Annotated in this window: 18 protein-coding genes; 6 read left to right on the forward strand and 12 right to left on the reverse strand. The window is 58.5% G+C overall.

The features are described from left to right. Positions 1-2: 2 nt before the first annotated feature. Both ansA and sppA read right to left on the reverse strand, forming a co-directional pair. Positions 3-1,019 (reverse strand): asparaginase, encoded by a 1,017-nt coding sequence (ansA, locus tag K7B04_RS15525; RefSeq protein WP_163445704.1) that lies wholly within the window; start codon positions 1,017-1,019, stop codon positions 3-5. Between the two features lie 56 nt (positions 1,020-1,075). Further along, a complete protein-coding gene (gene sppA / locus K7B04_RS15530) occupies positions 1,076-2,926 on the reverse strand; it encodes a signal peptide peptidase SppA (RefSeq protein ID WP_167576137.1) in 1,851 nt (616 codons plus the stop codon). Positions 2,927-3,088: 162 nt separating this feature from the next. Here sppA and K7B04_RS15535 point away from each other — a divergent pair, with 162 nt between their 5' ends. From K7B04_RS15535 to K7B04_RS15545, 3 genes are all read left to right on the forward strand, one after another. After that, positions 3,089-3,640 carry an NAD(P)H nitroreductase gene (locus K7B04_RS15535; protein ID WP_223802447.1) on the forward strand — a complete coding sequence of 184 codons (552 nt, stop codon included), beginning with the start codon at positions 3,089-3,091 and terminating at the stop codon, positions 3,638-3,640. 129 nt (positions 3,641-3,769) lie between these two features. Next, entirely contained in the window at positions 3,770-4,813 is a 1,044-nt protein-coding gene (gene selD, locus K7B04_RS15540) for a selenide, water dikinase SelD (protein ID WP_163445699.1), read from the forward strand. A gap of 4 nt (positions 4,814-4,817) precedes the next feature. Then, a complete protein-coding gene (locus tag K7B04_RS15545; protein WP_223802448.1) occupies positions 4,818-6,755 on the forward strand; it encodes a DNA topoisomerase III in 1,938 nt (645 codons plus the stop codon). Positions 6,756-6,898: 143 nt separating this feature from the next. Here K7B04_RS15545 and gdhA read toward each other — a convergent pair whose 3' ends face one another. Then, positions 6,899-8,242 (reverse strand): NADP-specific glutamate dehydrogenase, encoded by a 1,344-nt coding sequence (gene gdhA, locus K7B04_RS15550; protein ID WP_064546221.1) that lies wholly within the window; start codon positions 8,240-8,242, stop codon positions 6,899-6,901. A gap of 235 nt (positions 8,243-8,477) precedes the next feature. Here gdhA and K7B04_RS15555 point away from each other — a divergent pair, with 235 nt between their 5' ends. After that, entirely contained in the window at positions 8,478-8,747 is a 270-nt protein-coding gene (locus tag K7B04_RS15555) for a DUF1496 domain-containing protein (RefSeq protein ID WP_163445695.1), read from the forward strand. Here K7B04_RS15555 and K7B04_RS15560 read toward each other — a convergent pair. Further along, the gene (locus tag K7B04_RS15560; protein WP_271458485.1) at positions 8,707-9,123 is read right to left on the reverse strand and encodes a pyrimidine (deoxy)nucleoside triphosphate diphosphatase; all 417 of its coding nucleotides are present in this window, start codon (positions 9,121-9,123) and stop codon (positions 8,707-8,709) included. The two genes, K7B04_RS15555 and K7B04_RS15560, sit on opposite strands and share 41 nt — an antisense overlap. Positions 9,124-9,201: 78 nt before the next feature. On the opposite strand from K7B04_RS15560, the gene K7B04_RS15565 reads away from it, so the two are divergent. Both K7B04_RS15565 and K7B04_RS15570 read left to right on the forward strand, forming a co-directional pair. Further along, positions 9,202-9,768: a carboxymuconolactone decarboxylase family protein gene (locus tag K7B04_RS15565; protein WP_223802449.1), complete on the forward strand. Its 567-nt coding sequence runs from the start codon at positions 9,202-9,204 to the stop codon at positions 9,766-9,768. Next, positions 9,761-10,393 carry a CDP-alcohol phosphatidyltransferase family protein gene (locus K7B04_RS15570; RefSeq protein ID WP_223802450.1) on the forward strand — a complete coding sequence of 211 codons (633 nt, stop codon included), beginning with the start codon at positions 9,761-9,763 and terminating at the stop codon, positions 10,391-10,393. Before K7B04_RS15565 ends, K7B04_RS15570 begins: the two co-directional genes overlap by 8 nt. On the opposite strand, the gene K7B04_RS15575 is transcribed toward K7B04_RS15570, so the two are convergent. The 8 genes from K7B04_RS15575 to K7B04_RS15610 form a co-directional block, all read right to left on the reverse strand. Continuing rightward, positions 10,390-11,694, reverse strand: coding sequence for a rhodanese-like domain-containing protein (locus K7B04_RS15575; RefSeq protein WP_223802451.1), 1,305 nt, complete (start codon positions 11,692-11,694; stop codon positions 10,390-10,392). The genes K7B04_RS15570 and K7B04_RS15575 overlap by 4 nt on opposite strands. 84 nt (positions 11,695-11,778) lie before the next feature. Continuing rightward, positions 11,779-12,411: an ATP-binding cassette domain-containing protein gene (locus tag K7B04_RS15580; RefSeq protein WP_223802452.1), complete on the reverse strand. Its 633-nt coding sequence runs from the start codon at positions 12,409-12,411 to the stop codon at positions 11,779-11,781. Further along, a complete protein-coding gene (locus K7B04_RS15585) occupies positions 12,411-13,946 on the reverse strand; it encodes an ABC transporter permease subunit (RefSeq protein ID WP_223802453.1) in 1,536 nt (511 codons plus the stop codon). Before K7B04_RS15585 ends, K7B04_RS15580 begins: the two co-directional genes overlap by 1 nt. Further along, on the reverse strand, positions 13,919-15,079 hold the full coding sequence (locus K7B04_RS15590) for an ABC transporter substrate-binding protein (RefSeq protein ID WP_223804177.1): 1,161 nt from the start codon (positions 15,077-15,079) through the stop codon (positions 13,919-13,921). The genes K7B04_RS15585 and K7B04_RS15590 overlap by 28 nt, the downstream gene beginning before the upstream one ends. Before the next feature lie 29 nt (positions 15,080-15,108). Next, positions 15,109-15,801: a TVP38/TMEM64 family protein gene (locus K7B04_RS15595; RefSeq protein ID WP_163445685.1), complete on the reverse strand. Its 693-nt coding sequence runs from the start codon at positions 15,799-15,801 to the stop codon at positions 15,109-15,111. Beyond that, the gene (locus K7B04_RS15600; RefSeq protein ID WP_223802454.1) at positions 15,798-16,454 is read right to left on the reverse strand and encodes a TVP38/TMEM64 family protein; all 657 of its coding nucleotides are present in this window, start codon (positions 16,452-16,454) and stop codon (positions 15,798-15,800) included. Before K7B04_RS15600 ends, K7B04_RS15595 begins: the two co-directional genes overlap by 4 nt. A gap of 179 nt (positions 16,455-16,633) precedes the next feature. Next, positions 16,634-17,437, reverse strand: coding sequence for an exodeoxyribonuclease III (gene xthA / locus K7B04_RS15605; protein ID WP_223802455.1), 804 nt, complete (start codon positions 17,435-17,437; stop codon positions 16,634-16,636). After that, positions 17,418-17,687: a hypothetical protein gene (locus K7B04_RS15610; protein WP_163445681.1), complete on the reverse strand. Its 270-nt coding sequence runs from the start codon at positions 17,685-17,687 to the stop codon at positions 17,418-17,420. Before K7B04_RS15610 ends, xthA begins: the two co-directional genes overlap by 20 nt. Between the last annotated feature and the right edge of the window lie 87 nt (positions 17,688-17,774).

The raw sequence follows: 17,774 nt of genomic DNA on the forward strand, positions 1-17,774 counted from the left end.
CCTTAATCGTCTGGCGTCAGTTCGCCGCGCAGGTTCTGCTGCATCGCCGCGCGAATGGCGTCGGCGTCCAGCCCCTGACTTAACAGATAATGTAACTTGGTCAGCGTCGCTTCCACCGTCATATCGGCACCGCCGATGACGCCCGCCTGCGCCAGCGCGTTGCCGGTGGCGTAGCCGCCCATATTCACCTTGCCGGACATACATTGGGTGAGGTTAACCACCACAATACCGCGGTTGCTGGCTTCTGCCAGCTCTTTCAGGAATACAGCGTTTTGCGGGGCGTTACCCACGCCGTAAGAACGCAGGATAAGCGCTTTGACCGGCTGAAGCAGGAAGTTGCGTACCACATCGGCGGAGATGCCCGGATAAATCGTCACTACGCCAATCGGCTGCGGGGTAATTGGATGTACGATCAGCGCACCGTCGCCGTGGGGGGCGGGCGGGGTACCCAGCTTACGAATATGGATACCCGCTTCCAGTAGTGGGGTGAGGTTTGGCGAAGCAAACGCGTCAAAGCCATCCGCATGGGCTTTGGTCGTCCGGTTACCGCGATACAGACGGTTGTTGAAGAACAGCGTCACTTCGTTAATCGGGTAGTTAGCGGCGACGTACAGCGAATTCAGCAGGTTAATCTGCCCGTCCGAGCGCAGCTCCGCCAGCGGGATCTGCGAGCCGGTCACGATAACCGGCTTGCCGAGGTTTTCCAGCATAAACGACAGCGCTGAGGCGGTAAACGCCATGGTGTCGGTGCCGTGCAGGATCACAAAACCATCGTACTCGTCGTAGTGCGCTTTAATATCGTCGGCGATGTGCTGCCAGTCTTCCGGCGTCATGTCGGAAGAGTCCATCAGCGGGTCGTATTCGTGGATAGTAAAGTCCGGCATCTCGGGGCGATGGAACTCTGGCATCAGCGCCAGCTGGCGCTGCAAATGCCCGGAGACCGGGATATAGCCGTGGTCAGAGCGCTGCATCCCGATGGTCCCGCCGGTATAGGCGACGTAAATGGATTTTTTTGGCATGGTTCGTCTATCGATTGAGCAAAAGAAAATCCCCTCCGGCAAGGAGGGGATTGCGATTAGCGAATATTGGCGCAGGTCAGGCAAATTGCATAGCGATTTTGCGGATCGTTGAACACCGCCAGCTTATCGCTTTCGGCCTTCACTGCGTTGGCGGCGTTCGCCAGCGGAGCCGGGAGATACGCCTGCAGCGCCTGCGGCAGAGAGGCGCGCACCGAGCCGGAGAGGTTATCCATCACCATATCGAAGAACGTCGGTTCGCTCTGATAGTAGTCGATGTGCCACGTCTTCACTTTCGCCAGCTCGGCGGCTTTCGCTACCGCATCGTCAAAGTCGCCAAGGCTATCCACCAGGCCATTGGCTTTGGCGTCCTCGCCGGTCCAGACATGGCCCTGAGCGATTTTATCAATCGCTTCCGGCGTGCTCTTACGCGACTGCGCCACAAGGGTAATAAAACGTTTGTAGCCGTTTTCGATGCTCAGCTGCATCATCTGCTGCACTTCCGGCGTCAACGCTTTGGTCATCGCCATATCCGCCAGCGGCGAGGTGGCGACGCCGTCGGTGTGCACGCCGATTGAATCCAGCGTGTTCTCCACGGTGTTGATGACGCCAAAGATACCGATCGAGCCGGTCAGCGTACTTGGGCTGGCTACGATGTAGTCAGCAGGGGTAGAAATCCAGTAGCCGCCGGAAGCCGCCATGCCGCCCATGGAGACCACCACCGGTTTGCCCGCCGCTTTCGCCGCCGCCAGCTCTTCACGAATGACCTCAGAAGCGCTTACGCTGCCGCCAGGGCTGTTCACGCGCAGCACGATGGCTTTCACCTTCGGATCCAGACGCGCGTCGCGAATCTGCGCTGCGGTGGTATCGCCGCCGACGTTACCCGGGGTTTCTTCACCGTCCATGATGGCGCCGTTGGCAAACACCACAGCGATACTCGAACCGGTATCCGCCGGGGTTTTCACCGCATAGTCATACATGCTGATGGCGCTGTAGTTATTGTCGGCTTTACTCCAGCCGAACGCTTTGGTCATCGCTTTTTCGATATCCGCGCTGGAACCTAAGTTATCAACCAGCTTGTTATCCAGCGCATACTGCGCCGTGTCGCCATCGACTTTGCGCAGACCATCGAGCACGCCCTGCGCGCCAGGGAAGATCTGCTGCGCCGTCACCTGGCGGTTTGCCGCGACGGTGTTGAGATAGTTCTGCCACAGTTCGCCAATCCAGCGGCTGTCCGCTTCACGCGCGGCAGGGGACATATCGTCGCGAATAAACGGTTCGACGGCTGACTTATAGGTGCCGACGCGGAACACGTGGGTTGAAACCTTCAGCTTGTCGAGCAGGGTTTTGTAGTACAGCCCGTTGGTGGCAAAACCGTGCAGATCGACCACGCCCTGCGGCGACAGCCAGATTTTATTGGCGAAGCTGGCCAGGTAGTATTGCGCCTGGCTATAGCTATCGCCCACCGCGTAGACCGGCTTACCGCTGTCGCGGAATTCGCGTAGCGCTTTGCCGATATACTGCATAGAAGGCTGATCGCCGCCGGCAAAGTTTTTCAGATCCAACACAATACCGGTGATATTGCGGTCATCTTTCGCCTGGCGAATGGTTTGCACAATATCAAACAGGGAGTTTTCCTGCAGACGGTCAGAGCTGGCGCCAAAGAACTGGCGGCCAATCACGCTAAGCTTGCTGCTCGGTGACGGCTTGTCGACCACCACGCCGCTGATGTCCATCAGCAGCGCGCCGCGGGTACTGTGTTCCGTGGTGCTGCTAAGCTGCATCCAGATGCCGACGCCGACCAGCACCAGCAAAATAAAGAACAGATTCAGCACCAGCTCACGGACGAAATTGAGTAATCGCCACGTCCATTTAAAGAATCCGGCAATGAAGCGCCATACAGTTCGCATGTATTCTCCCTGCAAAAACGAAAAAAGGTTTACCGAAACGGTAAAACGTGTGGCTATCCTAAATAGACCGTCGCCGCTTGTCAGCAGGAATCGCCTTCTGCGCTGTAACAAAATCCTTGCGCATGTTAATTTTATGAAAAATAACGTGAGAGGAGTGATTCAATGGACGCACTGGAACTATTGGTGAATCGCCGCAGCGCTTCCCGCCTGACGGAACCGGCCCCGGCGGGGGATGCGCTACAAAATATTCTCCGCGCCGCGCTGCGTGCGCCGGACCATGGCACGCTGCAACCGTGGCAGTTTGTGATTGTGGAAGGCGAAGGCCGCGAACGTTTCAGCCAGCTGCTGGAACAGGGAGCGATAGCCGCAAACGGTGACGAGAAGGCCATCGAGAAAGCGCGTAACGCGCCGTTCCGCGCGCCGATGATTATTGTGGCGATCGCCAAATGTCAGGATCACCCAAAGGTGCCGAAGTGGGAGCAGGAGATGTCGGCGGGCTGTGCGGTGATGGCGATGCAAATGGCGGCGGTCGCGCAGGGCTTTAACGGTATCTGGCGCAGCGGCGCGCTGACCGATAGCCCGGTAGTGCGTGCGGGCTTTAACTGCGGCGAACAGGATAAGATCGTCGGCTTCCTCTATCTGGGTACTCCGCAACTGAAGGCTTCGACTACCATTACGCCACCGGATACGGCTCCATTCGTCCGTTATCTCTGAAAAATCACCACGATTGTCTGGATTTCAGGCAAATGCCCGCGAATTCAGACAGTCGTACTTATCACCGCTGTGTTCTGGCGTTAACATACACCTTCTATGCAAATGCCAAAGCAATGACAGGAGTTGTCCATGAGCGAGCAGGCCATTCGTTTAACGCAGTACAGCCACGGAGCGGGTTGCGGTTGTAAAATTTCGCCCAAAGTGCTGGAGACCATCCTGCACAGCGAGCAAACGAAGTTTATCGACCCCAACCTGCTTGTTGGCAATGAAACTCGCGACGATGCTGCCGTTTACGACCTGGGTAACGGTACCTCGGTCATCAGCACCACCGATTTCTTTATGCCGATTGTCGACAATCCGTTCGACTTTGGCCGTATTGCGGCAACCAACGCCATCAGCGACATTTTCGCCATGGGCGGTAAGCCGATTATGGCGATTGCCATCCTTGGCTGGCCGATCAACAAATTGGCGCCGGAAATTGCGCGCGAAGTGACCGAAGGCGGGCGCTTTGCCTGCAAACAAGCCGGGATCGCGCTGGCGGGCGGCCACTCTATCGACGCGCCGGAGCCGATTTTCGGCCTTGCGGTTACCGGGATTGTGCCTACCGAACGCGTGAAGAAAAACAGCACCGCGCAGGCAGGCTGCAAGCTGTTCCTGACCAAGCCGCTGGGCATTGGCGTGCTGACCACCGCCGAGAAAAAATCGTTGCTCAAGCCTGAACATCAGGGACTGGCGACGGAAGTGATGTGCCAGATGAACCTCGTGGGCTCGGCGTTTGCCAATATCGACGGCGTGAAGGCGATGACCGACGTCACCGGCTTTGGCCTGTTGGGCCACCTGAGCGAAATGTGCCAGGGCGCTGGCGTACAGGCGCAGATTGATTTTGCCGCCGTGCCGAAGCTGCCGGGCGTGGAAGAGTATATTGCTCAGGGCGCCGTGCCGGGCGGTACCGAGCGTAACTTTGCCAGCTACGGCCATCTGATGGGCGCGATGAGCGAAGCTCAGCGTGCGCTGCTGTGCGACCCGCAAACCTCCGGCGGCCTGCTGCTGGCGGTGACGCCTGACGCCGAAGCCGCCGTACAGGAGGCTGCCGCCGAGTTTGGTATCACGCTAACCGCTATCGGTGAACTGGTCACCGCGCGCGGTGGCCGTCCGATGGTCGAGCTGCGCTGACCCCATGCGGTTGTTCATTGCGGAAAAACCGAGTCTGGCCCGCGCCATTGCGGATGTACTGCCGAAGCCCCACCGCAAGGGCGACGGCTTTATCGAATGTGGCAACGGCCAGGTGGTGACCTGGTGTATTGGTCACCTGCTGGAGCAGGCGCAGCCGGACGTCTATGACAGCCGCTATGCGCGCTGGAATCTCCAGGATCTGCCGATCGTGCCGGAAAAATGGCAGCTCCAGCCACGCCCATCGGTCACCAAACAGCTGAACGTCATTAAGCGTTTTCTTCATGAAGCCAGCGAAGTTATTCACGCCGGAGACCCCGATCGCGAAGGACAGCTGCTGGTGGATGAAGTGCTGGACTACCTGCAACTGTCAGCGGAAAAACGCCAGCAGGTGCAGCGCTGTTTGATAAACGACCTCAACCCGCAGGCGGTGGAGCGAGCGATTACCCGTCTGCGTGCCAACAGCGAATTTATTCCGCTGTGCGTCTCGGCGCTGGCACGTGCACGCGCTGACTGGTTGTACGGGATCAATATGACCCGTGCCTATACCATTCTGGGGCGCAACGCCGGCTATCAGGGCGTGCTTTCCGTGGGGCGCGTGCAGACCCCGGTTTTGGGGCTGGTGGTGCGCCGCGATGAAGAGATTGAAAACTTCGTCTCAAAAGACTTCTTTGAGGTGAAGGCCCACATCGTCACGCCGAAAGACGAGCGCTTCACCGCCGTCTGGCAGCCAAGTGAAGCCTGTGAACCGCATCAGGATGAAGAAGGTCGCCTGCTCAACCGCGCGCTTGCGGAACACGTGGTGAAACGCATTACCGGGCAGCCCGCGCTGGTCACGGCCTATAACGACAAGCGTGACTCGGAATCCGCGCCGCTGCCGTTTTCGCTGTCGGCTTTACAGATTGAGGCGGCGAAACGTTTTGGCCTTAGCGCGCAGAACGTGCTGGATATCTGTCAGAAATTGTACGAAACCCACAAGGTGATCACCTATCCGCGTTCCGACAGCCGCTATCTGCCGGAAGAACATTTCGCGGGCCGTCACGCGGTGATCAATGCTATTGGCGTTCACGCTTCGGACCTGTTGCCGCAGCCGGTGGTCAACACCGACACCCGTAACCGCTGCTGGGACGACAAAAAGGTCGATGCCCACCACGCGATTATCCCAACCGCGCGCGCCAGCCACGTTAATCTCAACGACAACGAAGCAAAGGTCTATAACCTGATTGCGCGTCAGTATCTGATGCAGTTCTGCCCGGATGCGGTCTACCGCAAATGTCAGATCGATCTGGATATCGCTAACGGTAAGTTTGTCGCCAAAGCGCGTTTCCTGGCGGAAGCGGGCTGGCGTACGCTGCTGGGGGCGAAAGAGCGTGACGAAGAGAACGACGGCACGCCGCTGCCGGTGGTGGCGAAAGCGGACGAACTGCTGTGCGAGAACGGCGAAGTCGTTGAGCGACAAACCCAGCCGCCGCGCCACTTTACCGACGCCACGCTGCTGTCGGCGATGACCGGTATCGCCCGCTTTGTGCAGGATAAAGATCTGAAAAAAATCCTCCGCGCCACCGACGGTTTAGGCACCGAAGCGACGCGAGCCGGTATTATCGAGCTGCTGTTTAAGCGCGGTTTTCTGACCAAAAAAGGGCGCTATATTCACTCAACCGACGCCGGTAAAGCGCTGTTCCACTCGTTGCCCGAAATGGCGACGCGTCCGGATATGACCGCGCACTGGGAGTCCACGTTGACGCAAATCAGCGAAAAGCAGTGCCGTTATCAGGACTTTATGCAGCCGTTAGTGGGAACTTTATTCCAGCTGATTGACCAGGCTAAGAGCACGCCGGTGCGGCAGTTCCGCGGGCTGGCAGCGCCGGGTGGGGCGAAGAAGTCATTCAGTAAAGGGAAGGCGAAGAGTAAGAAAGCCGCGGCAAGCCCTGAGCCAGACGTATAGTCGGGGATGTCTATTTGTAGGCCGGATAAGGCGTTTACGCCGCCATCCGGCAATATACTCAGGCTGCCTGATGGCGCTGCGCTTATCAGGCCTACGGTTCAAAACGATAGCCCGGCATCGCTTTCGCGTCCGGGCTATTTGTTTTAAATCACGCCCTGCGCCAGCATCGCGTCGGCTACTTTCACAAAGCCCGCAATGTTCGCGCCGCGAACGTAGTTGGTTTGCTTCGCTTCGCCGCCGTGCTCAACGCAGGCATGGTGAATATCCAGCATGATGTGGTGCAGACGCGCGTCCACTTTCTCCGCTTTCCAGCTCATACGTGCGGCGTTCTGCGCCATTTCCAGACCAGAAGTGGCCACGCCGCCGGCGTTCGCCGCTTTACCCGGCGCGAACAGGACACCCGCTTCGAGGAACAGATCGGTTGCTTCAATCGTGGTCGGCATGTTCGCGCCTTCCGCTACGGCCTTGACGCCGTTGGCGATCAGTACGCGCGCCGCGTCGGCATCGAGTTCGTTCTGCGTGGCGCACGGCAGGGCGATATCCACCGCCACGCTCCACGGCTGCTGGCCTTCCAGATAGACCAGACCGAATTCGCGCGCGTAGTCAGCGACGCGACCGTCGCGGCTGGCCTTAATTTCGCACAGACGCGCCAGCTTCTCTTTGGTGAAGCCAGACTCATCAACCACGGTGCCGCTGGAGTCGGAGGCAGTGATCACGCGCGCGCCCAGCTCCATCGCTTTTTCAATCGCATACTGCGCCACGTTGCCGGAACCCGACACCGCCACGCGCATACCTTCGAAGCCCAGACCGTGACGTTTGAGCATCGCTTCGGTAAAGTACACCAGGCCATAGCCGGTGGCTTCCGGGCGAATCAGGCTGCCGCCGAAGGAGAGCCCTTTACCGGTGAAGACGCAGGAGGTGTCGTTAGACAGTTTTTTCATCATCCCGGCCATAAAGCCGACTTCACGACCACCCACGCCGATATCGCCCGCCGGGACGTCGGTATCAGAGCCCAGATGACGATAGAGTTCGGTCATCAGCGCCTGGCAGAAACGCATCACTTCGCCTTCACTTTTGCCTTTCGGATCGAAGTCAGAGCCGCCTTTACCACCGCCCATTGGCAGAGTCGTCAGGGCGTTTTTGAAGGTCTGCTCAAAGCCGAGGAATTTCAGGATAGACAGGTTTACGGACGGGTGGAAACGCATCCCGCCTTTGAACGGCCCGATGGCCGAGCTGAACTGTACGCGCCAGGCGCGGTTAACTTGTACCTGATTACGGTCGTCCACCCACACCACGCGGAACTGAATCACTCGCTCAGGTTCAACTAATCTTTCCAGCAGGGAGAGCTGGCGATAGCGCGGGTTTTGTTCGAGGAACGGCCAGAGTGTTGTCATGACTTCGCGTACGGCCTGAGCAAACTCGGTCTGGTGTGGGTCGCGCTGTTGAACATGAGCCAGGAAGGTATCCAGGGAGCAAACCTTGTCCATAAGTATAAGTACCTCTTATGATTGTGGATGTATGTAGTTGTTATGGTTGTGTTTAATAGCGTGCGTTATTTCGACTATATCACTACCCTGCTAACGGATGACAAGGATTTTCCGGAAGCAGAATAAAATTAATACTCAATGCCGGGTCATAACCAAAAGCGATGACGTAAAAAAGTTAAGTTGCGCGCCCATTTGGTCGATAGTAATACGAGGTGCTTTTTTAAGGAGATAGACGATGAAATGCTTCTGGATTGCTGGCGCGTTAGCGCTGTTTTGTAGCGCCGCGCAGGCGCGTCCTCAGGTGGAAGTTAACGTTCCCCCTGAGGTGTTCAGCAACAACAACAGCAGCCAACGCGTGCAGCAATGTACCCAGTGCTGCATTTATGAAAATCAGAACTACTCGGAAGGGGCGGTGGTGAAAGTTGAGGGTGTGTTGCTCCAGTGCCAGCGTGATGAACGCGCGATTAGCACCAACCCGCTCGTTTGGCGTCGGGTAAAGCCATAAACGCCGCTAATAATGGCACGTCGGCGGGGGCCAGATCGTAGCCTTGCGCTTCCTGAGGCGTGCACCACACCAGCGCGCTATGCTCGCGCGCGATGAGCTCGCCCTCAAAGCGCGGCACGTACCAGGCGTGCAGATGAATGATACGTCCGGAGACTTCACGACGATGGCTGGCGACATAGCAGGCGGGCCAGGCGGTGATCGCCAGCTCTTCCTGCAACTCGCGGATCAGCGCTTCCTGCTGGCTCTCTCCGGCCTCCACTTTGCCCCCGGCAAATTCCCACAGCCCGGCCTGATCGGTATGAGGTGGACGTTGGGCGAGAAGAATTTTGCCATTTTGTTCGATAATAGCGGCAACAACATCAATGGTTTTCAGCATAACGGTCAAAGACGAGATAAAGGAGTTGCCATATTATCCTTGCTTTGCCGTTAGCTAAAGTTTTGCAGGAGTCTCCGGGTGAAAAACCGCCAACCCTGGGTGCAGCCGCTCAGCCAATTACCGCTCAGTTTAAAACCGATTGCCGCCATGCAGCGCAAGCATTATGGCGAGGTCCTCAATCCTACGCGCTGGTGGGGGCGCATGCCGCGCCTGTTCTGGCTGGTGGCGCTGTTTGTCGGCTATCTGGAGCGCAAAAAAGCGCGACTCGACCCGACGCTGCGCGCGCTGCTGATGACCCGCGTATCCCAGCAGTGCGACTGCGCGTTCTGCATTGATGCCAACAGCTTGCGCCTGGCGCAGCGCTGCGGGGCGATGGATAAAGTGCTGGCGCTGGAGGCGTGGCGTACTTCGGCGCTGTTTACCCCGGCTGAACGCGCCGCGCTGGATTACGCCGAGGCGATGACCGCCACGCCGCCGCGGATCTCTGAGGCACACAAACATGAGTTACACTGTCACTTTAACGATGCGCAAATTACGGAAATGACCGCGCTGGTGGCGTTTCAGAATTTATCCGCGCGCTTCAATGCCGCGCTGGAAATCCCCTCACAAGGGCTGTGTTCGATGAGAGAAAAAACCGATGCTTGATAAACACCTGCACCCACGCCTGAAACCCTGGCTTAACCGTGCCGCGCAGACTTTGGATAAGCCCGGTGTGTCGGCGGATGGCATTACGCTGGTCGGTTTTGCTATCGGCATACTGGCGTTGCCGTTTCTGGCGCTGGGATGGTATGGCGCGGCGCTGGTCGCCATTGTGGTGAACCGACTGCTGGATGGCCTCGACGGCGCGATGGCCCGTCGTCGCGGGCTGACCGACGCGGGCGGTTTCCTCGATATCGCGCTGGATTTCTTATTCTACGCGCTGGTACCGTTCGGTTTTATGCTCGCCGACCCGGCGGCTAACGCGCTGGCTGGCGGCTGGCTGCTGTTCGCTTTTATGGGCACCGGTAGCAGTTTTCTGGCCTTCGCCGCGCTGGCCGCGAAACATCAGATTGATAACCCCGGCTATGCCCATAAGTCGTTGTACTATCTTGGCGGCTTAACCGAAGGGACTGAGACTATCCTGCTGTTTGTGCTGGGCTGCCTGTTTCCGGCGTGGTTTGCGTGGATGGCGTGGATCTTTGGCGCGCTGTGCTGGCTGACAACGTTCAATCGCGTGTGGGGAGGGTACATGACGCTGAAAAATCTTCAGCGCCATGAAAACGTGGATTAACGTGAACTATCCGGGCCGCGATCGCCGGTGGCAACCGGGTTTTTCGGATCGCCGCTCCACTCATACCAGCCGCCGTCGTAGACGCTGACGTTTTTCCAGCCCATTGCGCGGGCGTACATGAAGGTTTCCGAGGCGCGCCAGCCGGTACCGCAGTAGAAGGACACCTGCTGCTCTGGCGTGATATTCCAGGATTTCCACATCGCCGCGATATCATCCGCGCTGCGCATTGTGCCATCCGGGTTATGGAAGTCTTCCATATGGGTGGAGTCGCTCCCCGCGTGGCCCCAGCGTGCGCCAGCAATGTCACCTTTTGGCTTGATATAGCTATAGCCGCTGGTGGTGCCGATAAATTCCGGCCACGAACGAATACTCACCAGCGATGCGTCCTGACGATGCAGCAGACCGCGCGCCTGTTCTATATCCAGCATCAACTGCGGTTGTGCCGGGATAGTCACGCCGAAATCTGGCTCAGGCTTCACCTCTTTTGCTAAGCCGCGCTCGACCGGCAGACCAGCATCCGACCAGGTTTTCCACCCGCCATCGAGCAGACGAACGTCTTTCACACCGGCATACAGCATAATCTGCGCCACGCGCGCTGCGGCGTAAACGTCGCGCCCATAGAGGATCACGGTTGTATCATGACGAATGCCGTGTTTCGCCAGCATCGCTTTCAGCTGCGCGTCGGAGACTTTATTCCACAGCGGCTCGCTTTCCACCTCGTTGGTGTCGATATAGCCTGCATTCGGAATATGGCTGACCAGATAGAGCTTCGGCGCGCCCCAGGCGGCTTCAATCACCTTATAGTCGCCCGCCGGTTTCGCCGGAACGTCTTTCCCCTGTTGCAGGTCGTGCAGCCACTGTGGATAAACCAACTGTTCGAAGTGCGGCAGCTTTTGCAGACGCTCGGGCTGTTGCAGCGCGTCGCTCAGGGTGGAGATGTTGGTGTAGCCCGCTTCTTTCAGACGTTTCGCCACCGCGTCGTTATCTTTGCTGTCGCCGTAGAGGGCAATGTCAGTTTCTTTTTTCAGCTGGTGCTGCTGCGCCCAGGCGATCAACTGTTCATTGTTCATGGCGGAAAGCCAGCTGGCGGAGAGGTTTAGCGCCCCCGGTTCATGCCCCTGCGGGCCGTTTGCCTGCTGCGGCCAGCCGTTGTAGAACGCGCTCAGACGCGTATCGATGGCGGTGCCTTTTTGCTGGAGCAGATGGGTGAAGGTCAAAGTTTTTGCCGTTTCAGCGGCGAAGACAGAGGAGGCGAGGCCGAGTGCAAGGGCCAGCGCGGTCAGTTGAGAAACACGTTTCATCAAATCGTCCGACGAGGATAAAAGGGGTGTCATTTTGAACCTCTGGTGAAAGAAAAACCTTGCGTTAACGCAGTTTTTCCCGCGTCAACGCCAGTTTGCAAGCTGCAGACAGCGGCCGTCAGCCGGTACGTCATCCGGGTCGTGGGTGACCTGTACCACCGGAATGTGCTGCTGCCGGAGTTCGCTAAACACCCACTGGCGAAAACTGCCGCGTAGCTGTTGGTCAAGGCGGCTGAACGGTTCATCCAGCAGCAGCGCATCAGGTTGTGCCAGCAGGGCGCGCAGCAGGGCGACTCGCGCGCGCTGGCCACCGGAAAGCGTGGCCGGGTCGCGGGCGTAAAAGCCAGACAGTTCGGCATGTTCCAGTGCCTGCTCAACCCGCATTTGGCGGGTATCCCGGGCAACGCTTGCCGGTAGCGCGAGCCGCAAATTCTGCCCTACGCTCAGGTGGTCGAACAGCAGCGCGTCCTGAAACAAAATGCCGATACGTCGTTTTTCGGTTGGCAGCGTGTCGGTACGCTTATCGTTAAGCCACAGTTCGCCTTGTGCGCGAAACGCGCCATCCAGCGCACCCACCATCCAGGCAAATAACGTGGATTTTCCGCAGCCGGAAGGGCCCATTAGCGTCACAATTTCGCCGGGGGGAACGACAAAGTTAACCGCACGCAGCAGCGGCTGACCGGCGAGGGTGAGCGTCAGATTCCGCACCTGTAACATTAGCGTAGACCTCGTCGAAAATGGCTGATGCGCCGTGCCAGCAGCGCGGTCAGCAGGAAAAAGATCATCGGCAGCAGCAGTTGCCACAACGCCTGGGCGGCTAATGTGTCGGTCGCGCCGCCGCTGCTCAAGGCGACCGCCTCGGTCGTAAGCGTAGGGATTCGTCCGCCGCCTAGCCACTGAGTGGGCAGATACTGGGCGATGCTGACGGAAAAGCCCACCGCCAGCGCAGAGAGCAAAGGACGGATAATCAGCGGGCATTTCAGCTGGCAGAATCGGCGTAGACGGCTCCATCCCAACGTTTGCGCCAGCAATGTCTGACGCGGGTCAATCTGTCGCCACGCCGGACGCAGCACGAACAGCATCCACGGCACGACCCACAGCAGATGTCCCCACAGCACGGTGGTGAACTGGCCATCCAACCAGCCGTACAGCGCTAGCTGATACTGCCCGGCGGCCAACGGCAGCGCCGGCAGTATCAGGGGAAGATCCAGCCAGGGGTGATGCCGTCTGGGGCCCCATTCCAGCCAGAACAGGCAGACTGCGCCGCCGGTGAACGCCGACAGCAGCGCCAGCCACAGGCTGTTGCCGAGGGTTTCGGGAGCAGGCAAGGTGCTGTTCGCTAACCCCAACAAAAACATAACGCACAGCAGCCCGCACAGCGGCAACACCAGGCCGACGAGTCTGCCGGGTAACATCGGGAAATGTGGCTGGCGAGTGCCGTTCAGACGCGGCGTATGTCCCCGCCAGACGTGCCAGCACAGGCTGGCCGCAGCGGCTAATGCTGTGAGGATCGCCAGCAGCAAAAGACAGGCCAGCCCCCCTTTAGCCTGAATATACGGGTCAGCGTCATTCAACCATTGCCAGGCTAGCACCGCCAGCGTCGGCGGGTTTCCGGGGCCAATGATCGTCGCCACATCTACCACCGAGATTGTCCAGGCGGTGGTGGCCAGCAGCGCGACGCTCAGCGATGGCATCAGCGCAGGGAGGATCACCCGGGTCAGACACTGACCGCGGCCATAGCCGAGGCTCTTAAACATCACCACTTGTTCCGCCAACCGCCGTTCACCGAGCAGCGCCCAGCACACCCACAGCAAAAAGCCGCTCTCTTTCACCGCCAGCACCAGGCCGAGCCCAATACCGTAACGATCCTGTACTGGCGTCAGCGTCGGCAGCAGGCGGTACAGCGCGCCGCCCTCGGCAAACAGCAGCAGCGCGCAGGTGGCGAAAGCGACGTGCGGCAGCGCCAGCAGCCATGGCAGGCGTGATGACAGCCGCTGCCAGGCAGGTGAAGGCCAAAGGGTCGTGATAAGCAGCAGCGTCAACAGCAGCGCGCCGCCGACGGCGATAAGCGTTGAAATCAACGTTGCCGCCACGGCCTGTGGCAGCTGCGGGTCGAACAGCAGCGATTGCCAGTGTGTCAGCGACAGTGCGGGGGCGAGGAGGATACCCGCAGCTGGCAGCAGGGGCAGATAGATGACCAGTATCATGCCCCAGCACAGCAGTATTAATGCGTACCGTAACGGCGCAGCCATTCCTGCTCCAGCGCGTTAACCCATGCCGCATGCGGTTCAGCCAGCACCGGCGGAGTATTTTCCGGCATCAGGTCCTGCAACGTTTTTTGCTGCCCGGCGTCGAGCTTTGCCGGATCCAGCACGCTGGGGTCGCCCCATACCGCCGGGTCGGCTTTACGCAGCTGCGCCGCAGGCGACAGCAGGAAGTTTGCCACCACCTGCGCCCCGGCGCTGGCGGAGGCGTTGGCCGGGATGGTGACAAAGTGGACGTTGCCGAGCATACCGTTGCTAAAGCCGAAGCTGTAGCTATCTTTCGGCAACTGGCCTTTCGCCACCTTTTGCTTTGCGTGCATCGGGTTAAAGGTCAGCGACAGGCGCAGCGTGCCGTTGGCCAGCATGGTGTCCATCCGCGCGGGCGACGGCGGGAAATCTTTGCCGTTGCGCCACAGCAGCGGGTGGAGCTGGTCCAGATAGGCCCACAGCGGCGCGGTGACGGCGGCGAACGTTTTCTCCTCCGGCGGCTGTTTCAGCGCATCGGGCTGGCCGGTGAGGTTAATCAACAGTTGCTCCAGCAGCGCGGTGCCGGTGAAATCCGGCGGGCGTGGGTAGGTGACGGTACCGGGATGCGCTTTGGCGAACTCAAGCAGTGCCTGCGCGGAGCGGGGCGGCTGCGGCGTTTGCTGCTGACGAGCGATAAAGGTCAACTGTGCGCTGCCCCACGGCGACTCGGCGCCTTCGACCGGCACGGAGAAATCCTCGCGAACGGGTTTTGCCACGTCGACATAGCGCCAGTTCGGCAGTTGCTCCGCCCAACCGGTACGCAGCAAATTGGCCTCTTTCAACGTGCGGAAGTTCTCGCCGTTGACCCATAACAGATCCACTGAACCGTTAGTTTTGCGCCCGGCCCGGGATTCGGTCTGAATGCGCTTTACCGTGTCTGCCGCGTCGGCGATGTGCACAATGCGCAGGTCAATTGCGTAATCACGTTTCACTTCGCCGCTGACCCAGTCCAGGTAGTGGTTGACCGCTTCGTCGCCGCCCCAGGCGTTAAACCACACGGTCTGACCTTTGGCTTCCTGTTCAATCTGTGGCCAGTCGGCGGCACCCGCAGTGAGTGAGCAGAGTGAAAGCAGCCCCAGCAGGCCATAACGCAGGCGACGACGGGTTTCTCCGTGATAACGCATCAGGATTTCCTCTTTTGGCGTTCGTGATAAAACGTCTTAGCGACAAAAATAACGATAGTCAGTGCAAACAGAATAAACAGCCCGGTCACCAACCAGAACGTGCCGCCGGTGAGTAAGCTACCGACCCACGAGTAGACAATCGTCGCGGGCAGTTGGCCAAGGCCGGTCGCCAACAAAAAGTGGCGAAAGCGGATCGAGGTCAAACCCGCGGCGTAGCTCACCGGATCGAACGGCACGAACGGCAGCAGGCGGCAGATAAGGATCGTGTGTTTGCCGTAGCGATCGAAAAACCCGTCGACGCTCTTGAGTACCGTTTTCCCGGTTAGTTTTTCAACCACGCCGCGCCCCATCAGGCGGGCGATATAAAAACAGAGCGCCGCCCCGACCATTGCGCTGCTCCAGGAGAGCACGCCGCCCCAGAAGGCGCCAAACAGCGAGGCGTTAGCGAAGGTGATCAAAAACGCTGGCAACGGCGCGGCAATGGCCTGGAAAATCATCAGCAGGAACGACACCACCGCGGCCTGCGAGCCATAAGAGTGAATAAAGCGCTCGATGCCTTGCTGATCCAGCGCCAGAAATGCGCCCAGGCTATTGTGGATGAAGAGGTTAACGCTCGGTATCCACCACCAGGCCAGCAGCAGGGCGATAAAAGCCGCGACGACCAGCGCCCGGGCGTACCAGATAGGTTTCATTCGCCATCCTCAACGGGCAGCGCCACGCGTTTATGGCGCGCATAGCCTTTCGCCGCCTGGACCAGCGCAAACAGCGCCAGCCCCGCAAGGCTCAGCTTGAGGATGAAGGCGAGGGTGATGCCGCCCGTCGCCAGCTCGCTGGCCATCAGGGTATAAATAAAGATCCCCGGTAGGGTGGTGAGCGCGGAGATCAGCGTATACGGCCAGAAGCGAATAGCGGTTAAGCCGTAGGCGTAGTTCTGAATATTGTACGGAAACAGCGGGATCAGGCGGGTGAGAATCAGAAAATCGATACCGGATCGCGCGATCCCACGTTCAATGACCTGAAAGGTGTGCGTATGCCCGACATACTTCAGCAGCAGCGCGCGTCCCAGCCAGCGCGCCAGTAAAAACGACAGCGCCGAGGCGACGGTGGCGGCAATCAGCGACAGGAGGGTGCCGAGCCACGGGCCAAACACGATACCGCCAACCAGGACCAGCACGCTCCCTGGAAGCAGACAGACCGTGGCGAGAATAAACAGCGCGATGTAGAGCGCATAGCCGAGCGTACCGCTGGCCTGCACGGTATCCTGCAGACGGCGCAAATGGGTTATCAGGTCAATGAGACCGAAGCGGTGAATCAAAGAGAAAAGCAGGCTGATAACAACAGCCATGAGCAGGAGCTTAGAGGCTGTGCGGTACCGACTTCTTTTGCATGGGGTCCTCCTGCCGGGAAGAAAAGGTGCGCGCGACGTTATTATACAATCGAGAGTCCAGCAAGAGTTTAGCGCCTGTTTATTGATTTTGCTCAGAATTATTTGGGTAGCCCTGCGCGGACTACCCAGGATAACGGTTACTTAAAGGTTGCCCACACCGGCGCGTGATCCGACGGTTTTTCCATCGCGCGAATTTCATAGTCGATGCCGGTTTCCACGCAGTGCGCCGCCAGCGGGGTGCTTGCCAGCAGCAGATCGATACGCAGACCACGGTTGTCATCAAACCCTTTGGAACGATAGTCAAACCATGAGAAGCGGTCGTGGGTTTCCGGGTTAGCGTTACGGAAGGTATCCACCAGGCCCCAGCCCATCAGGCGCTGCATCCACTCGCGCTCTTCCGGCAGGAACGAACACTTACCGGTACGCAGCCAGCGCTTGCGGTTCTCTTCGCCAATACCGATGTCGAGGTCGGTCGGGCTGATGTTCATGTCACCCATGATCAGCACCGGGTTCTCTTTACTTAGGCGGGTTTCCAGGTAGTCCTGCAGATCCTGGTAGAATTTGGTTTTCGCCGGGAATTTGGTCTCGTGATCGCGGCTTTCCCCCTGCGGGAAATAGCCGTTAATCACCGTGACGTTACCAAACGGCGACGGCACTTCGGCAATGATAATGCGGCGCTGGGCGTCCTCATCATCGGTCGGGAAGCCGCGATAAACGGCAACCGGCTCGGCTTTTGTCAGCATTGCGACGCCGTAGTGGCCCTTCTGACCATGGTAGAAAATGTGGTAACCGAGCTTTGCGACCTCTTCCAGCGGAAACATGTCGTCGTGAACCTTTGTCTCCTGCAGGCCAATCACATCGGGCTGATGCTTTTCGACGATGGCTTCCAGTTGATGAGGACGGGCGCGCAGGCCGTTGATATTAAAAGAGACAAATTTCATAGTCGTCGCCACTTTGCAGAATGAATTGTGACGGGATAGTAGCAGAATTTAACGTTGCCCGCTGCCTTCGCCCAGCGGTATCACCGATTTCTTTTATTGCCGCTGCCATCCGGGCGAGCAAAATTTGCACCAGGTTGAGGCAATCTGCGCCGTTATGAGGCGTAAATCTACGATAAATTTCGCAGTCGATCACAAATCCAGAATGATATTTTGCTGATGCATAATATTTCTTAATTTCCCCCTGCAACATCGCTGTATGACATTAATATTCACTTTATATGCAATTATGATGAATAAGGTGACCTTGTAACCTATTGATATTTCGTATTCGCTCTCC

Origin of the sequence: Kluyvera sp. CRP (assembly GCF_019930565.1) — a bacterium.
Classification (GTDB): domain Bacteria; phylum Pseudomonadota; class Gammaproteobacteria; order Enterobacterales; family Enterobacteriaceae; genus Kluyvera; species Kluyvera georgiana_A.

What these genes read in the sequence shown, in the direction of transcription:
- K7B04_RS15560 (WP_271458485.1), bottom strand. Translation starts at nt 9,123, where the DNA reads ATGCTGAAAACCATTGATGTTGTTGCCGCTATTATCGAACAAAATGGC.
- selD (WP_163445699.1), top strand. Translation starts at nt 3,770, where the DNA reads ATGAGCGAGCAGGCCATTCGTTTAACGCAGTACAGCCACGGAGCGGGT.
- K7B04_RS15580 (WP_223802452.1), bottom strand. Translation starts at nt 12,411, where the DNA reads ATGTTACAGGTGCGGAATCTGACGCTCACCCTCGCCGGTCAGCCGCTG.
- K7B04_RS15555 (WP_163445695.1), top strand. Translation starts at nt 8,478, where the DNA reads ATGAAATGCTTCTGGATTGCTGGCGCGTTAGCGCTGTTTTGTAGCGCC.
- gdhA (WP_064546221.1), bottom strand. Translation starts at nt 8,242, where the DNA reads ATGGACAAGGTTTGCTCCCTGGATACCTTCCTGGCTCATGTTCAACAG.
- K7B04_RS15575 (WP_223802451.1), bottom strand. Translation starts at nt 11,694, where the DNA reads ATGAAACGTGTTTCTCAACTGACCGCGCTGGCCCTTGCACTCGGCCTC.
- ansA (WP_163445704.1), bottom strand. Translation starts at nt 1,019, where the DNA reads ATGCCAAAAAAATCCATTTACGTCGCCTATACCGGCGGGACCATCGGG.
- K7B04_RS15545 (WP_223802448.1), top strand. Translation starts at nt 4,818, where the DNA reads ATGCGGTTGTTCATTGCGGAAAAACCGAGTCTGGCCCGCGCCATTGCG.
- sppA (WP_167576137.1), bottom strand. Translation starts at nt 2,926, where the DNA reads ATGCGAACTGTATGGCGCTTCATTGCCGGATTCTTTAAATGGACGTGG.
- K7B04_RS15595 (WP_163445685.1), bottom strand. Translation starts at nt 15,801, where the DNA reads ATGAAACCTATCTGGTACGCCCGGGCGCTGGTCGTCGCGGCTTTTATC.
- K7B04_RS15585 (WP_223802453.1), bottom strand. Translation starts at nt 13,946, where the DNA reads ATGGCTGCGCCGTTACGGTACGCATTAATACTGCTGTGCTGGGGCATG.
- K7B04_RS15610 (WP_163445681.1), bottom strand. Translation starts at nt 17,687, where the DNA reads ATGTTGCAGGGGGAAATTAAGAAATATTATGCATCAGCAAAATATCAT.
- xthA (WP_223802455.1), bottom strand. Translation starts at nt 17,437, where the DNA reads ATGAAATTTGTCTCTTTTAATATCAACGGCCTGCGCGCCCGTCCTCAT.
- K7B04_RS15570 (WP_223802450.1), top strand. Translation starts at nt 9,761, where the DNA reads ATGCTTGATAAACACCTGCACCCACGCCTGAAACCCTGGCTTAACCGT.
- K7B04_RS15600 (WP_223802454.1), bottom strand. Translation starts at nt 16,454, where the DNA reads ATGGCTGTTGTTATCAGCCTGCTTTTCTCTTTGATTCACCGCTTCGGT.
- K7B04_RS15535 (WP_223802447.1), top strand. Translation starts at nt 3,089, where the DNA reads ATGGACGCACTGGAACTATTGGTGAATCGCCGCAGCGCTTCCCGCCTG.